The organism is Kitasatospora sp. NPDC057940 (assembly GCF_042887425.1).
Classification (GTDB): domain Bacteria; phylum Actinomycetota; class Actinomycetes; order Streptomycetales; family Streptomycetaceae; genus Kitasatospora.
This window is the reverse complement of the sequence record NZ_JBHVPH010000005.1, coordinates 258,340-279,017: the sequence shown is the minus strand read 5'-3', so window position 1 is coordinate 279,017 and position 20,678 is coordinate 258,340. Positions and strand designations below refer to the sequence as shown.

At 74.8% G+C, this 20,678-nt stretch carries 16 protein-coding genes; 5 read left to right on the top strand and 11 right to left on the bottom strand.

Annotation, left to right across the window (positions count from 1 at the left end; all coding sequences use genetic code 11):
• A complete protein-coding gene (locus ACFVTF_RS11540) occupies positions 1-1,509 on the bottom strand; it encodes an SDR family NAD(P)-dependent oxidoreductase (protein ID WP_387812244.1) in 1,509 nt (502 codons plus the stop codon).
• Between the two features lie 279 nt (positions 1,510-1,788).
• Between ACFVTF_RS11540 and ACFVTF_RS11535 the strand changes: the two genes are divergently transcribed.
• The gene (locus tag ACFVTF_RS11535; RefSeq protein WP_387812241.1) at positions 1,789-3,228 is read left to right on the top strand and encodes a GuaB1 family IMP dehydrogenase-related protein; all 1,440 of its coding nucleotides are present in this window, start codon (positions 1,789-1,791) and stop codon (positions 3,226-3,228) included.
• Here ACFVTF_RS11535 and ACFVTF_RS11530 read toward each other — a convergent pair.
• The 3 genes from ACFVTF_RS11530 to ACFVTF_RS11520 form a co-directional block, all read right to left on the bottom strand.
• Positions 3,189-4,196 carry a DUF5995 family protein gene (locus tag ACFVTF_RS11530; protein ID WP_387812238.1) on the bottom strand — a complete coding sequence of 336 codons (1,008 nt, stop codon included), beginning with the start codon at positions 4,194-4,196 and terminating at the stop codon, positions 3,189-3,191. The genes ACFVTF_RS11535 and ACFVTF_RS11530 overlap by 40 nt on opposite strands.
• A gap of 113 nt (positions 4,197-4,309) precedes the next feature.
• On the bottom strand, positions 4,310-4,699 hold the full coding sequence (locus ACFVTF_RS11525; protein ID WP_387812235.1) for a DUF3224 domain-containing protein: 390 nt from the start codon (positions 4,697-4,699) through the stop codon (positions 4,310-4,312).
• A 139-nt stretch (positions 4,700-4,838) separates the two neighbouring features.
• Positions 4,839-5,927 carry a PP2C family protein-serine/threonine phosphatase gene (locus ACFVTF_RS11520; RefSeq protein ID WP_387812232.1) on the bottom strand — a complete coding sequence of 363 codons (1,089 nt, stop codon included), beginning with the start codon at positions 5,925-5,927 and terminating at the stop codon, positions 4,839-4,841.
• A gap of 163 nt (positions 5,928-6,090) precedes the next feature.
• Here ACFVTF_RS11520 and ACFVTF_RS11515 point away from each other — a divergent pair, with 163 nt between their 5' ends.
• The 3 genes from ACFVTF_RS11515 to ACFVTF_RS11505 all read left to right on the top strand — a co-directional run bounded on the left by ACFVTF_RS11515 (position 6,091) and on the right by ACFVTF_RS11505 (position 8,945).
• The gene (locus ACFVTF_RS11515; RefSeq protein WP_387812229.1) at positions 6,091-7,059 is read left to right on the top strand and encodes a pseudouridine synthase; all 969 of its coding nucleotides are present in this window, start codon (positions 6,091-6,093) and stop codon (positions 7,057-7,059) included.
• A gap of 72 nt (positions 7,060-7,131) precedes the next feature.
• On the top strand, positions 7,132-7,881 hold the full coding sequence (locus ACFVTF_RS11510; protein WP_387812226.1) for an SDR family NAD(P)-dependent oxidoreductase: 750 nt from the start codon (positions 7,132-7,134) through the stop codon (positions 7,879-7,881).
• Positions 7,878-8,945 carry an S-adenosylmethionine:tRNA ribosyltransferase-isomerase gene (locus ACFVTF_RS11505; RefSeq protein ID WP_387812224.1) on the top strand — a complete coding sequence of 356 codons (1,068 nt, stop codon included), beginning with the start codon at positions 7,878-7,880 and terminating at the stop codon, positions 8,943-8,945. Before ACFVTF_RS11510 ends, ACFVTF_RS11505 begins: the two co-directional genes overlap by 4 nt.
• A 134-nt stretch (positions 8,946-9,079) precedes the next feature.
• Here ACFVTF_RS11505 and ACFVTF_RS11500 read toward each other — a convergent pair whose 3' ends face one another.
• Together ACFVTF_RS11500 and ACFVTF_RS11495 are read right to left on the bottom strand one after the other, a co-directional pair.
• Positions 9,080-12,760, bottom strand: coding sequence for a SpoIIE family protein phosphatase (locus ACFVTF_RS11500; protein WP_387812221.1), 3,681 nt, complete (start codon positions 12,758-12,760; stop codon positions 9,080-9,082).
• Between the two features lie 204 nt (positions 12,761-12,964).
• Complete coding sequence (locus ACFVTF_RS11495; RefSeq protein ID WP_387812219.1) at positions 12,965-14,446, bottom strand: MFS transporter; 1,482 nt, start codon at positions 14,444-14,446, stop codon at positions 12,965-12,967.
• 121 nt (positions 14,447-14,567) lie between these two features.
• Here ACFVTF_RS11495 and ACFVTF_RS11490 point away from each other — a divergent pair, with 121 nt between their 5' ends.
• Positions 14,568-15,110 carry a winged helix-turn-helix transcriptional regulator gene (locus tag ACFVTF_RS11490; RefSeq protein ID WP_387812216.1) on the top strand — a complete coding sequence of 181 codons (543 nt, stop codon included), beginning with the start codon at positions 14,568-14,570 and terminating at the stop codon, positions 15,108-15,110.
• A 71-nt stretch (positions 15,111-15,181) separates the two neighbouring features.
• Here ACFVTF_RS11490 and ACFVTF_RS11485 read toward each other — a convergent pair whose 3' ends face one another.
• The 5 genes from ACFVTF_RS11485 to ACFVTF_RS11465 form a co-directional block, all read right to left on the bottom strand.
• Positions 15,182-16,369, bottom strand: coding sequence for an alpha/beta hydrolase family protein (locus tag ACFVTF_RS11485; protein WP_387812213.1), 1,188 nt, complete (start codon positions 16,367-16,369; stop codon positions 15,182-15,184).
• Positions 16,370-16,561: 192 nt separating this feature from the next.
• Entirely contained in the window at positions 16,562-17,368 is an 807-nt protein-coding gene (locus tag ACFVTF_RS11480) for a hypothetical protein (protein ID WP_387812211.1), read from the bottom strand.
• Between the two features lie 165 nt (positions 17,369-17,533).
• Positions 17,534-18,622: a serine hydrolase domain-containing protein gene (locus ACFVTF_RS11475; protein WP_387812208.1), complete on the bottom strand. Its 1,089-nt coding sequence runs from the start codon at positions 18,620-18,622 to the stop codon at positions 17,534-17,536.
• 190 nt (positions 18,623-18,812) lie between these two features.
• Complete coding sequence (locus ACFVTF_RS11470; RefSeq protein ID WP_387812548.1) at positions 18,813-19,880, bottom strand: glycoside hydrolase family 19 protein; 1,068 nt, start codon at positions 19,878-19,880, stop codon at positions 18,813-18,815.
• A 278-nt stretch (positions 19,881-20,158) separates the two neighbouring features.
• A complete protein-coding gene (locus ACFVTF_RS11465; RefSeq protein WP_387812205.1) occupies positions 20,159-20,572 on the bottom strand; it encodes an HIT family protein in 414 nt (137 codons plus the stop codon).
• Between the last annotated feature and the right edge of the window lie 106 nt (positions 20,573-20,678).

Below are 20,678 nucleotides of genomic sequence, written 5' to 3'. Positions count from 1 at the left end.
CTACCAGTTGGAGCGCTCGTAGTCCTTCAGGAAGCAGCCGTACAGGTCCTCGCCGAGCTCGCCGCGGACGATCGGGTCGTACACCCGGGCCGCGCCGTCGACCAGGTCGAGCGGGGCGTGGAAGCCCTCGTCGGCCAGCCGCATCTTGTCCGGGTGCGGACGCTCGTCGGTGATCCAACCGGTGTCGACGGCGGTCATCAGGATGCCGTCGGTCTCGAACATCTCGTGCGCGCTGGTGCGGGTGAGCATGTTGAGCGCGGCCTTGGCCATGTTGGTGTGCGGGTGGCCGGCGCCCTTGTAGCCGCGCTGGAACACGCCCTCCATCGCGGAGACGTTGACCACGTACTTGCGGCGGGAGGCGGAGGCGGCCATCGCCGGGCGCAGCTGGCTGATCAGGATGAACGGCGCGGTGGAGTTGCAGAGCTGGACCTCCAGCAGCTCGACCGGGCCGACCTCCTGGACGGTCTGCACCCAGCTGTTGGTGGGCGCGAGGTCGGGCACCAGCCCGCCGGCGTCGATCGCGGTGCCGGCCTCGATCCGGGCGGGCGTGGCGGAGCCGGTGACGAGCGCGAGCGAGGTGACGTCCTCGGCGGCCATCCGCTGCGCGTCGCCGCTCGCCTGGTGGGGGAGGGCGGGCAGGTCGACGCTGCCGCTGCCGAAACGGCCGATGGTGGTGGCCTGCGGCAGCTCGCCGGCCGGCAGCGGCGCGGACTCGGCGGCGATCAGCTCGCGGTAGGACTCCGGCGGGCGGCGCACGGTCTGCGCCGCGTTGTTGATCAGGATGTCCAGCGGGCCGTCGGCGGCGACCTCGTCGGCGAGCGCCATGACCTGGGCCGGGTCGCGCAGGTCGATGCCGACGACCTTGAGGCGGTGGATCCACTCGGCGCTGTCCGGCATCGCGGTGAAGCGGCGGATGGCGTCGTTGGGGAAGCGCGTGGTGATGGTGGTGTGGGCGCCGTCGCGCAGCAGCATCAGCGCGATGTACATGCCGATCTTGGCCCGGCCGCCGGTGAGCAGCGCGCGCTTGCCGGTGAGGTCGGCGCGGGCGTCCCGGTGGGCCCGGTTCTTGACGGCGCAGTCCTGGCAGAGGTTGTGGTAGAAGGCGTCGACCTCGACGTACCGCTGCTTGCACGTGTAGCAGGAGCGGGGCCGCTCCAGGATGCCGGCGATCTCGGTGCTGGTGACGGTGGTCAGGCCGAAGGCGCCGGCGGTCTCGTCGTCGATCCGGGTGGGGGCGCCGGTGGCGGTGCGCGCGGTGACCTCGCGGTCGTTGGCGGTCTTGCGGGCCCGGGTCTCCTGGCGGCGGCGCTGCTTGAGCGTCCGGAATATGCCGCCGACGGCCTGGCGGACGGTGATCGCGTCCGGGTGGTCGACGTGCAGCTCGTCGAGCTCGGCGAGCACGTCCAGGCAGAGCCGCAGCCGCTCGGGGTCGAGGCCGGGACCGTAGTCGATCTCCTCCCCGGTGTCCGTGCCGCTCTGGTCCTGCTTGATGTCCACGCCCGCCGTCATTGCCTGTCGCCGCTTCCCGCTCGCCTCGCCGTTACCGCGTGAATGCTACGGGAGTGGCCCTGGCCGGGGCGAAAACCGCCGGCCTTGGATGATCGTCCAAGTCTACGCGCGGAGCATTGATCATGGTTTGTACACAGTGCCAGCAAAGGGCCTCGAACTGGCTTTTGATCCCACCGTCCCGGAGAATCGAATGCTGGGTGCCGGGCGCCCGAGTGCGCCCGGCGGCAGTGCCGCAACCGCACCCGAGGTGTAATTTCTCCCAGCCAGAGAGCCCCCTTCATGCGCTTCCTGAACGACCTCAAGCCCTCGTACGACCTCACGTACGACGACGTCTTCATGGTCCCCAGCCGTTCCGCCGTGGGCTCCCGGCAGGCGGTCGACCTCTCCTCGAACGACGGCACCGGCACCACCATCCCCCTGGTCGTCGCCAACATGACCGCCATCGCGGGCCGCCGGATGGCCGAGACCGTCGCCCGCCGCGGCGGCCTGGTCGCCATCCCGCAGGACATCCCCACCGAGGTCATCGCCGAGGTCGTCTCCTGGGTCAAGCAGCGCCACCTGGTGCACGACACCCCGATCACCCTCGCCCCGGGCGCCACCGTCGCCGAGGCGCTGTCGCTGCTGCCCAAGCGCGCGCACGGCGCCCTCGTGGTCGTCGAGGACGGCAGGCCGGTCGGCGTCGTCACCGACTCCGACTGCCAGGGCGTGGACCGGTTCACCAGCCTCGCCGACGTGATGTCCCGCGACCTGCTGCTCCTGGACGAGGGCATCGACCCGCGCACCGCCTTCGACAAGCTCACCGAGGCGCACCGCAAGCTCGCCCCGGTCGTCGACGCCGAGGGCCGGCTCGTCGGCATCCTCACCCGCAAGGGCGCGCTGCGCGCCACCCTGTACACCCCGGCCGTGGACGCCGCCGGCAAGCTGCGGATCGCCGCCACCGTCGGCATCAACGGCGACGTGGCCGGCAAGGCCAAGGCCCTGATCGACGCCGGCGCCGACGTGCTGGTCGTGGACACCGCGCACGGCCACCAGGAGTCGATGATCAGCGCGCTGCGCGCGGTGCGCGGCCTCGACCCGCGGATCCCGATCGTGGCCGGCAACGTGGTCTCCGCCGCCGGTGTCCGCGACCTGGTCGAGGCGGGCGCCGACATCCTCAAGGTCGGCGTCGGCCCCGGCGCCATGTGCACCACCCGGATGATGACCGGCGTCGGCCGCCCGCAGTTCTCCGCCGTGCTGGAGTGCGCCGCCGAGGCGCGCCGACTCGGCAAGCACGTGTGGGCCGACGGCGGCGTCCGCCACCCGCGCGACGTCGCGATGGCGCTGGCCGCCGGCGCCTCCAACGTGATGATCGGCTCCTGGTTCGCCGGCACCTACGAGTCCCCGGGCGACCTGCAGACCGCCGCCGACGGCCGCCAGTACAAGGAGAGCTTCGGCATGGCCTCGGCCCGTGCGGTGAGCAACCGCACCGCCCAGGACTCCTCGTACGACCGGGCCCGCAAGGCGCTGTTCGAGGAGGGCATCTCGCACTCCCGGATGTTCGTCGACCCGGCCCGCCCGGGCGTCGAGGACCTGATCGACTCGATCGTGGCCGGTGTGCGCAGCTCCTGCACCTACGCGGGCGCCAACACCCTGGAGGAGTTCCAGGAGAAGGCGATCGTCGGCATCCAGAGCGCGGCCGGCTACGCCGAGGGCAAGCCGCTGCACTCCAGCTGGGCCTGATCGGGCCGGGCCTGAGCGCCCGCTCCTTCACCGGCCGGCCGGTTCCTCGCCTCGGGGAGCCGGCCGGCCGCCGTGCGGGGGGCGTCCGGCGCCTCGTGGGCTGCGTGCAGTGCCTTGCCAGGTGGGTGCAGTGCCTTGCCCGGTGCGTCCGGCGTGCCCGCCGCCGTGCCCGGGGCGTCCGCCGCGTGTGGTGAGCCGCAGCAGCCTGCGTCCGGTGCGGGGTGCGGGCCGAGCGGGAGCAGCAGGGCGTGGCCGAGCAGGCCGGCCGAGCAGTCCAGGGCGGCGGCGAAGGCGCGCGCGGCGGCCGGCACCGCGCGCAGCTCCCAGAGCGCCTGGACGGCGGACCACGCCCCCTCGCGGGCGGCCTCCACCGACCAGACGCCGAGCAGGTGGGTGAGCGGCTCGACGTGCTCCAGCAGGTCCGGGCCGGGCATCAGCTGCTCCCGGACGGTCGTCTCCACCTCCGCCAGCAGGCCGTTGATCCGGTGGTAGTCCGCCGCGAGCCCGGCAGGCTCGCAGCCCCGCCGCAGGCAGGTGTCCACGACGGCGAGCGGCAGGTCGTGCTGGATGTGGGCGTTCATCCCGGCCAGCGCGAACTGCAGCGGGTGCACCCCCGGGTGGGCGCGCAGCGCGAACAGCGGACGCCAGCAGGCGGGCGGCTCCTGCCCGGCCGCGTCGGCTGCCACGGCCAGCAGGTAGCGCCCGGCGAACACCGTGTCCAGCTCGGCCATCGCCGCCGGATCGGCGAAGTACGAGCCGGCGAGCCGGTCGCGGACGGCCTCCGTGACGGTGAGGTAGAGCCGGTTGAAGACCGCCACCCCGTCCGCCGGGGGCAGGCCCGTCCCGATCTCCCGCAGCCGACCGACCACCTCCTCGACCGTGACCGGCGCCGTGACCTGAGCCGTGACCGCGTTCGCGGCCAGCACCGCGACCGGCGTGCCGTCCGCCGTCATCGTCGTACCGGGCATGCGCCACCCTCCGATGTCGATCGTGCACTGATCGCATCATCGTGACAGCGCGGACGGCGGCCCGGTGCGTGCGCCGCGCGGTACGCGGCGGAGACCAGGCGGACACCAGATGATCAGCCCAGCTCGTACTCCAGGACGTAGGTGTGGGTGCCGGCCTCGTCGACGGTCAGGCGGAACTCGCCGGTGAGCCCGGCCAGCTCGCCCGACCCGGTGCCCGGCACCACGCGTATGGTCGTCCCGCCGGTGTCCCACGCCGCGTGTTGGAGCACGAACGAACCCTTCCGCCCGTCCAGTTCGCCCGTCACGTGCTCCACCGCGACGTACGACGCCGGGCCGCCCGAGGGGCCCGCGACGGAGAGCATCCGCACCTCGCTGGTGCCGCTCAGCCCGCCCGTGAAGTTCTTGGAGATCCGGACCCGCCCGAAGGACGCACCCTCGCGCTCCTCCGTCTCCACCGGTTCGAAGCTGGTCAGCTCGAACGACCCGCTGGCCTTGGCCCCCATGGCACTCTCCCTCCGACGATCGCTACCCGGCCGGCCCCTCACCGACCGTGTGCGAAGCCTTGCACACGGCACTGACAATCGGCCGGGCCGTCACTGCTCCCGCCGGCCCGCACATCCCGCGCCCCTGCCCGTCCGCCCGTCAGTGCTCCCAGCGGAGCGCCAGCAGCGCCGCGTCGTCCGTCAGCCCGGCGTCGCCGACCCAGCCGCCGACGTCCGCGAGCAGGTCCTCCAGCAGGTCCGCCGGGCTCCCCGCGGGCAGCCCCGGCAGCCGCTCCTCCAGCGGGTAGAACCGCCCCTCGGCGTTGCGGGCCTCGGTGATGCCGTCGGTGTACAGGAGCAGCAGGTCCCCCGGCAGCGGCTCGAAGCGGCCCGTCGGGTACCCGCCACCGGTCAGCCCCCGCAGCCCGAGCGGCGGCACGGCGTACGCCGGCGTCAGCGCGCGCACCCGGCCCGCGCGGCGCAGCAGCGGGGGCGGGTGCCCGCAGTTGACCACGGCGACCGGCCCCCGCTCCGCGGGCACGGTGAGCAGCAGCGCGGTGGCGAAGTGCCCCTCCTCCGGTCGGGCGGCGAGCGCCGCGTCCAGCCGCTCGGCCAGCCGCCCGAGATCGGGCTCCGTCCGGGCCGCCTCGCGGAACACCCCCAGCACGTCGGCCGCCGTCTCCACCGCCGGCAGCCCGTGCCCCTGCACGTCCCCGAGCAGGATCCGGGTGCCGTAGCGGGTGTCGACCACCGCGTACAGGTCCCCGCCGATGCGCGCCTCGGCCGCCGCCGCGACGTAGCGCACCGCGGTGCGCAGCCGCCCGATCCGCTCCGGCGGCGGGCGCAGCAGGGCCCGCTGCGCCGCCTCGGCGACCGTCCGGACGTGGAACAGCTCCCGCTCCCGGGCCGCGACCAGGACGACGTTGGCGGCGCTGGCCAGGGTCGCCGCGAGCACCGTGATCAGCGCGGTGATGTGCACCTCGGCCGGCAGTTCGGTGTTGGTGGTCTCCAGCAGCCCGACCGCCACGACGGCGATGCCCCCGGCGGCCAGCGGCACCCGGGCGCTGCGGGTGGTCGCCCCGGCCAGGACCGGCGCGACGGCCAGGACGGGGGAGAGGGTCGTCCCCGGTCCGGTCACCAGGTCGGCCACCACGGCGGCGACCAGCAGCCCGAAGGCGCCGACCAACAGCATCCGGGTGCGCCGCGGCAGGTGCAGCGGCGGCACACCGTCCGGGCCGTCTGCGCTCACACGTCCTCCCGGCTGCTCCCGGCGGATTGGCGACCTACCGTCCACTGTGCTCCGCACTCCCCGTGAGCGGCACCTCGGGGGCCCGGGGCTGCTCGGGCAACTCGGGCAACTCGGGGACCTCGGCCGAGGCCGCCCCGGGCGGGCGGACTACGCTGGCCGGGAGATGAGACGCAAGAGCCGCCGCCCGGCCTCCCCCCTCCCGCAGCGCCACGGTGTGGACCCGGTGCACCTGCGGCTGCCGCCCGAGGGCCCCTGGCCGACCGTCCGCGCCTACCTGGTCGAGCGGCTGCCGGCCGTGGCCGCCGCGCGGATCGACGCGGCGCTGGGCGGCCGCGAGATCGTCGGCGAGCACGGCCCGGTCGCCCCGGACGAGCCGTTCCGGCCCGGCGCGCACCTGTGGTTCTACCGGGACCTCCCCGAGGAGGTCCCGGTCCCGTTCGAGCTGGAGGTGCTGCACCGCGACGAGCACCTGGTCGTCGTCGACAAGCCGCACTTCCTGGCCACCACCCCGCGCGGCCGACACGTCGTCGAGACGGCCCTGTCCCGGCTGCGGCACAGTCTCGACCTGCCCGCCCTCAGCCCCGCGCACCGGCTCGACCGGCTCACCGCGGGCCTGGCCATGTTCGTGGTGCGCCCCGAGGAGCGCGGCGCCTACCAGACCCTGTTCAGCGACCGGTTGGTGCGCAAGGAGTACCAGGCGATCGCCCCGTACGACCCGGCGCTGGAGCTGCCGCGCACCGTGCGCAGCCACATCCTCAAGGAGCGCGGGGTGATCGCGGCCCGGGAACTCGACGCGCCGCCGAACAGCGAGAGCCGGATCGACCTGCTGGAACGCCGCGACGGCCTGGCCCGCTACCGGCTGCGGCCGCTGAGCGGGCGCACCCACCAGCTGCGGCTGCACATGTGCGGCCTCGGCGTCCCGATCCTCGGTGACCCGGTGTATCCGGTGGTGCTGCCCGAACCGGCCCCGGACGACTTCCGCAGCCCGCTTCAACTCCTCGCCTCGGTGGTCGAGTTCACCGACCCGCTGACCGGCCGGGAGCGCCGCTTCGACACCCGCCGCACCCTCGCCGCCTGGACGGACCCGCAGGCCTGGGCCACCGGCCCAGGTCCGGCGACCCAGGCACCGTAGGCCCAACGGACGACCGGGTCCCGGTCCCGGCGGCCGATCCGCCGCCGCCCCTCGCGGGGCGAGGGTGGGGACATGAACGCAGCACAGCACACCGCCCCCGCCCCCGTAGCCGTGGTCACCGGCGCCTCCCGGGGCCTCGGCCTGGCGCTCGCCAAGGCCCTCGCCGCCGACGGCTGGCAGCTGGTGATCAGCGCCCGTGGCGCGGCCGGACTCGCCGCCGCCGAGACGGCCCTCGCCGCCGTCACCAAGGTCGTCGCCCTCTCCGGTTCCATCGTCGACGACGACCACCGTGCCCACCTGACCGCGGCCGCCGACGGGCTCGGCGGCGCGAGCCTGCTGGTCAACAACGCCGGTACGCTCAACGGCGCCACCGTGCCCGGCGCCGAGCCGCTGCCCCGGCTGGCCGACTTCCCGCTGCCGGACCTGCTGGAGACCTTCGAGGTCAACGCGCTCGCCCCGATCGCCCTCACCCAGCTCCTCCTGCCGCAGCTGCGCGCCCGCGCCGGGGCCGTGCTCAACATCAGTTCGGACGCCGCCGTCGTGCCCTACCTCGGCTGGGGCGGCTACGGCGCCAGCAAGGCGGCGCTCGACCACGCCACCGCCGTACTCGCCCGCGAGGAGCCGGAGTTGCGGGTGTGGGCGGTGGACCCGGGCAGCATGCGCACCGAGATGTTGCAGGAGGCCAGCCCCGGTGAGGACATCTCCGGCGAGCCGCTGCCCGAGGAGGTGGTGCCGGTTCTGCTCGGACTGCTGCACGACCGGGCCCTCTCCGGCCGCTACCGCGCCGAGGACCTGAAGGCCGCGGCCAGGGGTGGGCGATGACCGGACTCGTGGACCTCGGCCTCGACGTCGCCGTACCGCCCGAACTCTCCGCCCGGGCACCGGCGGAGGCGCGCGGCGGGGCGCGGGACGGCGTGCGGATGCTGGTCGGCCGGCGCGACCGGGGGAGCGTCGAGCACCACCGCTTCACCGAGCTGCCCGAGGTGCTGCGCGCGGGTGACCTGCTGGTGGTCAACAACTCGGCCACCCTGCCGGCCGCGCTGCCCGGCCGACTGCCCGACGGTACGGCGGTCGCGCTGCACCTGTCCTCCGCCCAGCCCGACCGACGCGGCTCCCACCTGGTGGAATTGCGGCGGGTGGTGCCGGGGTCGGCGGCCGCCTACTACCCGCCGGCCGACTCCCCGGCCCGCCCCGGTCTGCGGGTGGCGCTGCCAGCCGGCGGCGCGGCCGAGCTGGTCGCACCGTTCACCGCCCGGCTCTGGCACGCCGAACTGACCCTGCCGGCAGGGCTGTTGCCGTACCTGGAGGTGCACGGCAAAGCGATCCGGTACGGCTACGTGGACCGCGACTGGCCGATCGAGGCCTACCAGACGGTCTTCGCGACCGTCCCCGGAAGCAGCGAGATGCCCAGCGCCGCACGGCCGTTCAGCGCGGAGGTGGTGGCCCGGCTGGCGGGTCGCGGGGTGCTGGTCGCGCCGGTCACGCTGCACACCGGGGTGGCCTCCCCGGAGGCGCACGAGGCGCCGTACGCCGAGCGGTTCCACGTCCCGGCGGCCACCGCCCGCCTGGTCGGCCATGTGCGGGCCGGCGGCGGGCGGGTGATCGCCGTCGGCACCACGGTGGTGCGCGCCCTGGAGTCGGCCGCCGCGCCGGACGGCACCATCCAGGAGGCGGACGGCTGGACGGAGTTGGTGGTCACTCCGGAGCGCGGGGTGCGCGCGGTCGACGGCCTGCTCACCGGCTGGCACGAGCCCAGCGCCTCGCACCTGCTGATGCTGGCCGCCGTCGCCGGGCGGCCCCTGCTCGCCGAGTGCTACCGGGCCGCCGTCCAGCACCGGTACCTCTGGCACGAGTTTGGCGACGTGAACCTGCTCCTGCCGGACTGAGCCCGCGGGCCGCGCCGCCCGGACGCGGGCCGTGCCACCCGGTCGCAGGCCGTGGCGCCCGGTCGCGGGCCGTGGCGTCCTGACGCAGGCCGCGCCGACCGGTCGCGGGCCGGATCACCCGGTCGCGGGTCGGATCACTCGGACGGGCTGCCCGGGGGCAGTTCCAGCTCGAACCAGACCACCTTGCCGTCCCCGGTGCGGCGGCTGCCCCAGCGGTGCGCGAGCTCGTTGACCAGGTGGATGCCGCGCCCGCCCTCGTCCTCGGCGCGGGCGCGCCGGATCCGGGGCGCCTCGCTCTCCTGGTCGGCGACCTCGACGGTGAGCGCCCGGTTGCAGAACAGCCGCAGCTGGGTGGGGGATCCGGCGTGCACCAGGGCGTTGGTGATCAGCTCGCTGGTGAGCAGTTCGGCCCAGTCGGCGAGCGCTTCGAGGCCCCAGGAGGCCAGCGTCTCGCGGGTGAACCGGCGCGAGTGGGCGACCATCGCGCGGTCGCCGGTGAGCGGCAGGCTGGCGATCCGGTCCGCGCCGACCGGCCGGACCTGCGCCATGATGACGGCGATGTCGTCCTCGCTGGTGGGGCCGGTGAGTTCGGCCAGGACGGCGTCGCAGGTCTGCTCCAGCGACAGGCGCCGGTCGGCGACCGTCCGGCAGAGCAACTGCAGTCCCTCGTCGATGTCGTGGCCCCGGCGCTCGACCAGCCCGTCGGTGTAGAGCGCCAGGATGGCCTCCTCGGGGAGGGTGAACTCCACGCTCTCGAACGGGACCCCGCCGACGCCGAGCGGTGCGCCGGGCGGCAGTTCGACCAGGTGCGCCCGCCCCTGCGGATCGGCGACGACGGGCGGCAGGTGGCCGGCGCAGGCGGCGGTGCAGTGGCGGTCCACCGGGTCGTACACCACGCAGACGCAGGTGGCGAACTGGCCCTCGCCGAGCGCGCTGGAGGCCTCGTCCAGTCGGTGCAGGACGCGCTCCGGGTCCAGGTCCAGGGTGATCAACGTCCGGGCGACGGTGCGCAGTTGGCCCATGGTGGCGGCGGCCCGGATGCCGTGGCCCATCACGTCGCCGACGATCAGCGCGACCCGCCCCGAGGAGAGCGGCACGACATCGAACCAGTCGCCGCCGACCTCGCTGACCACGCTGCTGGGCAGGTAGCGGTAGGCGAGGTCGAGGCCGAGCGTGCGGTGGATCTCCTGCGGCAGCAGGCTGCGCTGGAGGGTGAGCGCGGTGTCCCGCTCGCGCCGGTAGAGCCGGGCGTTGTCGATCGCGAGGGCGGTGCGCGCGGCGAGTTCCTCGGCCAGCGAGCGGTCCTCCGGGCCGAACGGCTCCGGGTTGCGGGTGCGGACGAACTCCGCGCCGCCCAGCACGAGTCCGCGTGCCACCAGCGGCACCATCAGGTACGAGTGCACCCCGGCGGCCATCCCCGGCTGGACCCGGTCGGGCGAGGCGGCGATCCGGCGCATCTCCTCCTCGGTCACCTCGGAGACCAGGATCGAGCGCCGGGTGCGCAGGCTCTGGGCGTACAGCTGGGCGGACTGCGAGGTCTCGCCGACCTGGTCGGAGGCCGCCGTCATGGTGCCGTCCCGAGTCGCCTCGCCGACCGCCACCGCCCGCATCAGTATCGTCTCGTTGTCCGGGACGGGGCCGGGCTCCTCGCCGCCGAGCACCGCGTCGCGCAGGTCCACGGTGACGAAGTCGGCGAAGCGCGGGATCACCACCTCCACCAACTCCTGGGCGGTGCGGTGCAGATCGAGGGTGGTGCCGATCCGGGTGCTGGCCTCGTTGAGCAGCGACAGCCGCTGCTGGGCGGCCCGGGTCTCGTCCAGCGCCCGCTGCCGGGCGGCGGCCGCGTCGCGCTCGCGGGTGAACAGCAGCGCGTTGTCGATGGACACGGCGGCCCGCACCGCCAACTCGCCGGCCAGCGCCAGGTCGTCCTCCTCGTACGGGCGCTCCGCCAGGGTGCGGTAGAAGCCCGCGACGCCGACCGCGGTGCCGCGCGCGATCAGCGGGACGACCATGAAGGAGTGGACGTTCTGCTCCCGCACCGCCGCGGCGCGCACCGGGTCGTCGGCGAACCAGGCCATCCCCTCCGCGTCCATCCGCGGTACCAGGACCGGCTTGCGGTGCGCCAGGCTCCACGCGTACGGCGTGCCGGGTACGAAGCGGTGCACCCCGCCGAGCCGGGCGACCGGCCGCAACGTCGAGCCGGGCACCGAGTGGAAGGCCATCCGCCGCAGCAGCGCCGAACCGTCCGCCGGAGCGCGGGCCTCGCGCTCGCCGCGGACCAGGTCCTCCAGCACCTCGACGACCACGGAGTCGGCCAGCCTGGGCGTCGCCACCTCGGCCAACTCCTGTGCGGTCTGGGCGAGATCGAGGGTGGTGCCGATCCGGGTGGAGGCCACGTTGACCAGCGCCAGCCGCTCCTGGGCGGCCTTCGCCTCGCGCAGCGCCTGCTGCCGGGCCAGGACGGTCTGGTGCTGGCGCAGGTACAGCCGGGCGTTGTCGATCGCGACGGCGGCCCGCGAGGCCAGCTCGTCGCCGAGGGTGATGTCGGCCTCGGCGAACGACTCCCGGTCGCCGCGCCGCGAGTACACCACCATGCCGAGCGTGGTGCCGCGCGCCACCAGCGGGGTGATCCGCACCGAGCGGGGCCGGTCGCCGAGGTAGGCCCGGCGGTGGCTCTCGGTGATGGCCTCGCTCAGCAGCGGCAGCTCCCAGGACGGCACCACCACCGTCCGCCCGGTGGCCAGCGCCCGGGCGTACGGGGAGTCCGGCGTCAGCTCGTACAGCGATTCCACCGGCAGTGATTCGGCCGGGTACAGCGGGTCGGCGGTGGCCAGGGCCAGCCGGCGGACCAGCTGCGGCGCGTCCGGGTCGGGCGGTTCGACGTTCCGCCCGGTCACCAGCTCCTCCAGCGCGAACACCCCGCTGATGTCGGCGACCCTGGGCACCATCGAGTCGGCCAGCTCCCGGGCGGTCTGCCGCAGGTCGAGCGTGGTGCCGATGGAGGCGGTCGCGTCGACCAGCAGGGCCAGCCGCTCCTGGGCCCGCGCCGCCCGGGCCTCGGCGCGGAACCGCTCGGTGACGTCGATGACGGTGGAACTCACCCCGAGCACCCGGCCGCCGGGTTCCTCCAGCCGGAAGTACGAGGCGGACCACGCGTGGTCGTGCTGCGGGTCGCCCGGGGTGCGGCCGTGCGAGCGGGTGTCCACCACCGGTTCGCCGCTCTCCAGCACCCGCCGCATCACCGACTCCACCTCGGCGCCGTTGATCCCGGGCAGCACCTCGGTGACCCGGTGGCCGAGCTGCTCCTCGACGGGCAGGCCGTTGGCCCGGGCCAGCGCCTCGTTCAGCCGGACGAAGCGCAGCTCGGGGTCGAAGACGCCCATGCCGACGGGGGACTGGGTGAAGAAGCCGTCGAGCACCGCCAGGTCCGCCTGGATCCGGCGCAGCGTGGTCACGTCGCACGCGACCGCCAGCACCAGCGTGCGGCCGTCCGGCCCTTTGATCGGATGGGTGCGGAACTCCAGGTTCACCAGGTGCCCGTCCCGGTGCCGGACCGGGAACACACCGGACCAGGCCCGGCCGTTCAGGATCTGCTGGAACAGCTCCAGCACCTCGGGCCGCTGCTCCTCGGAGGTCAGCAACTTGGCGGCCCTGGCCCCGATCGCCTGCCCCGGGGAGTAGCCGAGCAGTGCCTCCGCGTCGCCGCTCCAGTGCAGGATCCGGCCGTCGGCCTCGATCAGCGCCGTCGCGATCGGCACCATCAGCAGGGCGTCCTGTTGCGGCTCGCCCAGGTGGTGTTCGTTGTCGTTCACCATGGCCAGAGAACCGTCCGGAGATCGTCCCCACCAGCCCTGCCATCTTCGCACGCGGCCCCGGCGGGCCGCTCACCGTAGCGGGCGCACCGGAGCGGCAGCGGGCGCCGGGGAAGAAGCCGTTGAGCTCCCGGCGGCCCTGGCGGTCCTGGCGGCCCCGGCGGCGGTCGAGCGCGGGAAGTCGGCCCGGCCGACCTCCCGCGCGCCTCACCGGGTCGCGGCCCGCTCGCGGGCCGGTCCGGCCTCCGCCGCGCCGCCGCCCCGGGCTCCGGCGGTGCGGGCTTCGGCGGCACGGGCGGCCAGGGCGAGCAGCGCGCCGCCGAGGCACAGGGCGGCGGCGACCAGGACGGCCCGGTCGGTGCCCGTCGCCAGGGCGCGGGCGGCGGCCTCCCGGCCGGGGCCGCCCGGTCGGGCCGAGCCCGCGACGGCCACGGCGACCGCGACGCCGAGCGCCGAGCCCAGGTACCGGGAGGTGTTGTTGGCGCCCGAGCCCATGGCCGCCCGGTGCGCCGGGACGCTGCTGACGGCCAGCCGGGCCAGCGCCGCGTTGAGCACCCCGCTGCCGACGCCCGCCACCGCCAGGCCCGGTGCCAGCCGCAGCCAGCCGGAGCCGGGCGCCAGCCCGTACAGGCCCGCCTCGCCGAGGCCGCAGACCGCGAGCCCGGCGGCGACCTGCGCGGTGGCCGACAGGTGCGCCGCCAGCCGCCGCGCCTGGAGCGCGGACAGCACCGACAGGCCGGACCAGAGCGCCAGCACCCCGCCCGCGGCCAGGCCGGACAGGCCCAGGACGCCCTGGAGCAGGGTCGGCAGGTAGCTCATGAAGCCGACCAGCGAGATCCCGGTGAACAGCGCCCCGCCGGTGGCGGCGACGAAGCCGGGGCTGCGGAACAGCGCGAGGTCCAGCATCGGCTCCCGGACCTTCGCCTCGACCAGCCCGAACAGGGCCAGCAGCAGCACCCCGAGCGCCAGCAGCGCGACGACCACCGGCCGCCCCCAGCCGCCGCGCCCCTCGGCCAGCCCGGCGATCAGGCAGGACGTCCCGGCGGCCAGCGTCAGCACCCCGTACGGATCGAGGGCGCGGGGCCGTTCGGCCCGCGACTCGGTGAGGACGGTGGCCGCGTACGCCGCCAGGGCGGCCGCGACGACCGCGAGCCCGCCGCTGACCGCGCGCCAGCCGGCCCACTGCTCGACCAGCGCGCCGTACACCGGGCCGACGGCGATGCCGAGGCCGACGGCGGCGCCCCAGACCCCGAGTGCCCGGATCCGGCCCGGTCCGGGCGGGTGGGCGTGGCTGATCAGGCCGAGCGCGGGTGCCAGGACGGCGGACGAGGCGACGCCGAGCAGCATCCGGGCGGCCAGGTAGACGGCGCCGCCGGGGGCCAGCGCGGCCAGCGCCTCGGCGGCCGCGAACAGCAGCACGCCGAAGGTGAAGACCCGCTTGCGGCCGTGGTCGTCGGCGGCGCTTCCGGCGGTGAGCAGCAGGGCGGAGACGCCGACCAGGGTGCCGGTGAGGATCCAGGTCCGGCCGGTGGCCCCGAGGTGAGCGGCCTGGGCGGTGGCGGCGAGCGAGGCGGTGGGGGCGGTGTAGGCGACGGTGACCAGCGCGGTCGCGGCCGCCGTGGCGGCCAGGGTGGCGCCGGGCCGGGCTGGCGCGGTGGCGGGGGAGGAGCCGGGTGGTGCGGGGGACATGAGGTGTTCCCTCCGGAGCACGGACCATAGGTCTGGTGAATGAACCTTCGTCTCGATCGGCACGCTACCACCGTTGGTCTGTTCATTGAACCCTCTGCCCGGGTGGACTACGCTGACCCGCATGGCGCTGGGAACCGACTACGAACAGCAGGACTGCGCACTGGCCCGCGCCCTGGAGGTGGTCGGCGAACGCTGGAGCCTGCTGATCCTCCGCGACGCCTTCTACGGAGTGCAGCGCTTCAACGACTTCCTCGCCCACCTCGGCATCCCCCGCGCCGTCCTCACCGCCCGCCTCAACGCCCTGGTCGCGGCCGGAGTGCTGCGCAAGGAGCCGTACCAGCAGGCGCCGCTGCGCCACGGCTACCTGCTCGCCGAGACCGGCCTCGAACTGTGGGGGCCGATCTACCAGTTGAGCCGCTGGGGCGGTCGGCACGCGACCGAGGGCGGCCCGCACCACCTGTTCGCGCACGCCGTCTGCGGCACCGACCTGGACGTCGTCGGCGCCTGCCCGCGGTGCGGCGGTGCACCCGTCCCGCCGGCCGGGATCACGATGCGCCCCAACCCCGCCCGCGACGGCACGCACCGGGACGACCCGGTCTCCCGCTCCCTGCTCCGCCCGCACCGGCTGCTCGAACCGATCGCCTCGGCGGCGCCGGCCGCGTAGCGAACGCCGGGCGACAGGCGAACGGCGCGGCCGCCGGCAGGCTGCCGACGGCCGCGCCGTTCGCGTTCCGCTTACGGGTGGAACGTCACCTCCGGAGCGGCTGCGGTCGGCCCGTCGAGGAGCGGCTGCGGCTCGCCCTTCAGCTGGAGGTCGAAGAAGGCCGCCACGTACGAGCGGGTGAGCTCCGCGCCCCGCTCGCCCGACATCGTGGTGCCGGGAGGCTGGGGCAGGCCGAGCTTCTCGAAGAACAGCGGGAAGTCGGTGAAGGTGCCGTGGTTGGAGCCGGCGAAGGTCAACCAGCGCTTCCAGCCGTCGAGGTGCGACCAGCTCTCCGTCCAGCTGCCGTCCTCGGCGCCGTCGGGCAGCGGGTGGCCGATCATCAGGAAGGGCTTGCCGCCGATCCCGGAGGCGGGGACGGTGACGTCCATGGTGCCGTCCAGGTCCACCCCGGCCCGGATCCGGTCGTCGGTGAGCAGGGACGGGACGGTCGAGGCGCCGCCGGCCGAGTGCCCGGCCATCCCGATCCGGTCGCGGTCGATCATGCGGGCGTAGCGCCAGGCCGGGTGGGGGCGGGCGGTCAGCTGGTCGAGGACGAAGGAGACGTCCTTCGCCCGGCTGTTGTCCACGGCGGCCCAGGACTCCGGGGTCGTCAGCTTGTTGCACAGCAGGCACGGGAGGGTCTGCCCGTCGGGGAACGTCGTCCCGGTGTTCTCGTAGGTGTGGTCGACCAGCGCGACGACGTACCCGCGGCTGGTCAGGTCCTCGGCGAGGCCGCTCAGCGAGGCCCGCGGCATGGTGAAGCCCGGCGACAGCACCACCAGCGGGAAGTGGCCGCCCTGCGGGCGCGCGTCGGACTTCGCCCAGGTCCGGATGCCGGTGACCGTCTCGGTCGGGATGGTGTTGCCCGGGAGCTTCCCGTCCAGCAGCATCCGGGCGGCCGCGGGGGTCATGTACGGGGCCGCGCTGCCCGTCCCGGCCTTCGCGGGGTAGTACATCGACACCATCAGCTGGCGCGGACCGGCGGAGGGGACCCACGGATCCGGGCGGTCCTGGTCCACCAGGTGCAGGACCTCCTGCCCGACCGCGTACGGGCCGGTCGGGCGCGGCAGGTCGACGTGGACGGCGGCGGGAGCGGCGGCGGGGGCGGAGGCGTTCGTCGGGGCGGCGGGAGCGGCCAGGGCCGGTACGGCGGCGGCGACGGACAGCGGCAGGGTGAGCAGCAGGGCTGCCGCGGCCGCGGTGGCGCGAAGTCGGTTCATGTGAGGGACGGTAGGCCGCGGGAGCGGAAGTTGACGTCCCCTCAGCGGCGTACAGATCCCTTCCGGGACGTGCGGGCGGGGACCCTTAGGGGTCGGCCGGATGGACGCCGGCCGGGCCGCGGTTGCTTGAGGAGTCGAACGCACCGCAGAGCGGTGAGTTCGGGAGTCCGACCCCCCCGGATCGTCCGCCGGTCAGAGGCTCCGGGCCCGGACCTCCTCGACGAAGGCCGCCGCCGCACCGGCGTTCGGCACCGGGAGGGTGAGCGGCAGGCCGGCCGAGTGCGTCCGGATCTCCAGCTCCCCGAGCTCCGAGGCCCGCGCGGACCGCACCTCCGCCCACCGGAACGCCTCCGTCGCGGCGAGCGGGTGCGGCGGCCGGTGCACCAGCCCGCCGGCCGTCAGCGCCAGCCGCCCCCGGGCGAACCGGACGCCGCCCTCCGTGCGCAGCGCCTCGTGCAGCGCGGCCCGGAGGGTCGGGCGGAGTCGCTCGTCGAGCTCCCGGAACAGCTCGTCCAGCTGCCGCAGCTGCGCCAGTGCCAGCGGCTCGTCTGCGCCGACCAGCCAGATCCGGCCCTGCTCGCCCACTCCGTGCCGCCCGCCGGGGGAGTACTCGGTGGCCTCCACCGCGCTCCACGGCAGGGGCTGCTCCGTGCCGTCCGCCCCGACCAGCACCAGCCCGTGTTCGTGCACCCGGACGGCCCGCAGACCCGGCGTCGGCCGCAGCCGCCCGTACCCGCTCGCGGCCGTGATCGCCGCCGCGGCCACCACGGGCGCGGGCCACCACTCCCCGCTCGCCAGCCAGGCCGCCCCGGCGGCAGCGGCCGACGCCGCGTCCAGCCAGGCCCGGGTCCGCCACGGCAGCGGCCGGAACCGCCGGTACACCCGCACCGGCCGGCCGAGCCGCCCGTCGCCGTCCGCGACCGACCGAGCCCGCGACAAGGGCCACACCACCGCCACCTCGGCCACCTCCCGCTGAGCGAACACCACAACCGGAACCACGACTGTCAGATCCTCAGCATCGACCGACCGCCGCGCCCTCGAACAGGGCCAATTCGTACCTCTTGGCCCTGAAACGACCGCACCCCATCCTCCACCTCATTCCGCCGACGGCCGCACCCGGTCCTCCGCCTCGCCCGCTCACCGCCTCGCCCCGGCCCCGGCTCGTCAGCTCGTCGTCGCGTACTCGTTCTGCAGCGTGCGCAGCAGGGCCGTCCCGGCCGGATCGGCGGAGCGGCGGGTGTTCACCAGGACCACCACCCCCACCTGCTTCTCCGGATCGAAGGCCACGAAGGAGCGGAACCCGCCCGTGCCGCCGTTGTGCCAGATCTGCAGGTGGCCGCCCTGCTGGGTGTGCAGGCGGTGGCCGAGCCACCCCAGGTGCATCCAGGCGAACGGGTTGACCCGGTGCCGGGTCTCCCGGGTGAGCGTGATCGCGGGCGCCAGCGGCGCGTCCGGCTCGCGGTCGGCGGCCAGCTGGGCCCGCAGGAGTATCGCCAGGTCGGAGGCGGTCGACCTTAGCCCGCCCATGCCGGGAACGTCCGCGAAGTCCCAGTACGGCACGGGCCGCCCGCCGGAGGTGTGCCCGTGCGCCAGCCGCTCGGACTGCTCCCGGCCCGAGCGCACGTGGGTGTCCACCAGCCCCAGCGGCTCGCATATCTCGCGCGCCACCAGCTCCTCGTAGCCGGTGCCGGCCCGGTGGGCGAGGGCCAGGCCGAGCAGTCCGGCGCCGAGGTTGGAGTAGCGGAAGCCGCGCCCGGGGGTGGCCCGCAGTCGCGTCCGGGCCAGCCCGGCGAGGACGTGCTCGGTGCTGCAGTGGGCGTACGGATCGGGCTTGTTGGGATTGAGCAGCGCCGTCGCCAGCATGCCCCGGGGCAGCCGGGGGAGCCCGGAGGTGTGGGTGGCGAGGTGCCGCAGGGTGACCGGCTGCCCGCCCCTGGCCGGGACGGCGACACCGTCGGGCCGGACGTCGGCGAGCACGTCGGCGAGCGGTTCGTCGAGCGGGTCGTCGAGCCCGGTGGCGGCCCCGCCGGAGTCGGCGAGCACCAGCCGCGCGAGGACGAGCGAGGTGAACACCTTGGTGACGGAACCGACTTCGAACAGGGTGTGCGGCCCGGGCATGGCGCCGCCCGGACCGGTCCGCCCGGCGCCACGGATCTCCACGGCGCCGCCGGCCAGCCCGGCGACCACCGCGCCGACGTGCTGGCCCGCGAGCCGGTCGGCGGTCTGTTGCACGAGGCTGGCGAGTTCGTTCATGCCTTGAGCGTAGGGGGCCGCGACCTGCGAAGTCGTCCGCCGGAACGACGATTTCAGCCGCCCTCCGCTGCTCCCGCAGGAGTACGCCCCCCACATGGGTACGCCCCGCTACGCTCGGCAGCGTACGGGCACCACGGTGTGATGACCGGTCCGGGCGTAGCGGGGCGCGCGGTGGGGCGGGGGCGAGCCGTCAGCAGCTCAGGTTGCCCCCGGGGACGGTGCCGAGGATCTGGACGAAGCTCTGGTACAGGCTGATCCGGTGCTGCATCTGGGCGGTGTTGTTGCCGTTGCACTCCAGCGAGCCGTTGATGCTGCGGATCGTCTCACCGAAGCCGGACCCGTTGACCATGGCGTTGTGCGCGGTCATGGTGCCCGGCCCGTTCTGGGTGTTCCAGTACCAGAGGCCGGTCTTCCAGGCCACCGCCGGGTCGGTCTGCACCAGGTTCGGATTGTGCAGCAGGTCGATGCCGAGCGCGTCGCCGGCGGCCTTGTAGTTGAAGTTCCAGCTCAGCTGGATCGGCCCGCGCCCGTAGTACGCGGCCTGCCCGGCCGGGCACCCGTACGGCTGCGAGGTGTCGCAGTAGTGCGGGTAGTTGGAGGTGTTCTGTTCGACCACGTACACCAGTCCGCCGGTCTCGTGGCTGACGTTGGCGAGGAACGCGGCGGCCTCCTGCCGGCGCACGGTGTCGCTGCCGGTGGCCGCGAAGGCGGGGTAGGCGCCGAGCGCGTCGAGTAGGCCCTGGTAGGTGTAGAAGGAGTTCCGGCCCGGGAACATCTGGTCGAACTGGGCCTGGCTGACCGGGAATCCGCCCGGGTTGGGCGGCTGGGTCGAGCCGCAGTCGTACGGCGACCAGTACCAGGTGCTGATGACCGGGTCGTAGCCCGGGTTGTCGTGGGTGGCGCGGTAGTAGCCGCCGTTGGTGTACCGGACGATGTCGCCGGCGGCGTAGGCGCGGCCGGCGACCCAGGCGGGGTAGTTGCAGGTGCCGGACGTCGGGGTCGGCGTCGGGTCGGTGGACCCGCCGCAGGAGCCCTGGTCGGCCCAGACCCCGGTGCCGCCGGTGCTCGGGGCCTCGTTCTGGGTCCACCACTTGGCGGTCCAGTTGTGCCCGTTGTACGAGACGGCCGCGCCGCCGGTGTAGGCGGTGGCCGCGCTCCACGGCGTGCCGCAGGCGGCGGCGCTGGCGGAGGCGGGGAGGAGGACCGCGACCGCCAGCGCCGTGACCACGGCGGAGAGCAGCGCGAGCAGGCGTTTCATTGACACGTCATCACCCCTTGTGCGGTGGGGGCCGCACGTCGTCGTGACAGGGACTTGAGCGGGCAGGGGAGCCGGGCCTCGTGCGGGGGTGCGCCAGGGGAAGGCGGCCGACCGGGGTGTGGGCCGGTGCGGGGCCGTGAAGGCGACTCAAGCGGAGTGTTCTATACCTGTCAAGAGAGTGGGTGAAACAGGCTCACAAATGCTGTGCGCACGCCCCCTGGTGCCCCCGCGAGCCCCCTCGGCCCCCGAGCCGCCCCCCTCAGCCCCCGAGCCGCCCCTCAGCCGCCGAGCACCGCGCGCAGCCGGGCCGCGATCTCCGCCGCCCCCGCCTCGTCCGGGTACTTCCCCCGCGGCCAGAAGAAGCCGCGCAGCCCGTCCTTCGGATTGCGCGGCACCACGTGGACGTGCAGGTGCGGCACCGACTGGCTGATCCGGTTGTTCGCCGCCACGAAGCTGCCCGCCGCGCCCAGTCCGCGCTCCACCGCGGCGGCCACCCGCTGCACCTGGAGGAAGAACGGCCCCACCTCGGCGGCCGGCAGGTCCGCCAGGGTGCGGTGGTGGGCGCGCGGGACGACCAGCACGTGGCCGGGGAACAGCGGCCGCCGGTCCAGGAAGGCCACCGCCGCCTCGTCGTCCAGCACCCGGTGCGCGGGCTCCTCGCCCGCCACCACCGCACAGAAGACGCAGTCCATCCGTCCATTCAAACCACCGGCGCCCGCCCCGGCACCTCCGCGATCGCGCGGTCGCGGGGCGTCACCCGTCCGGCCCCCGAGCGGGTGCGGCCGCCCGGTCGGGGGG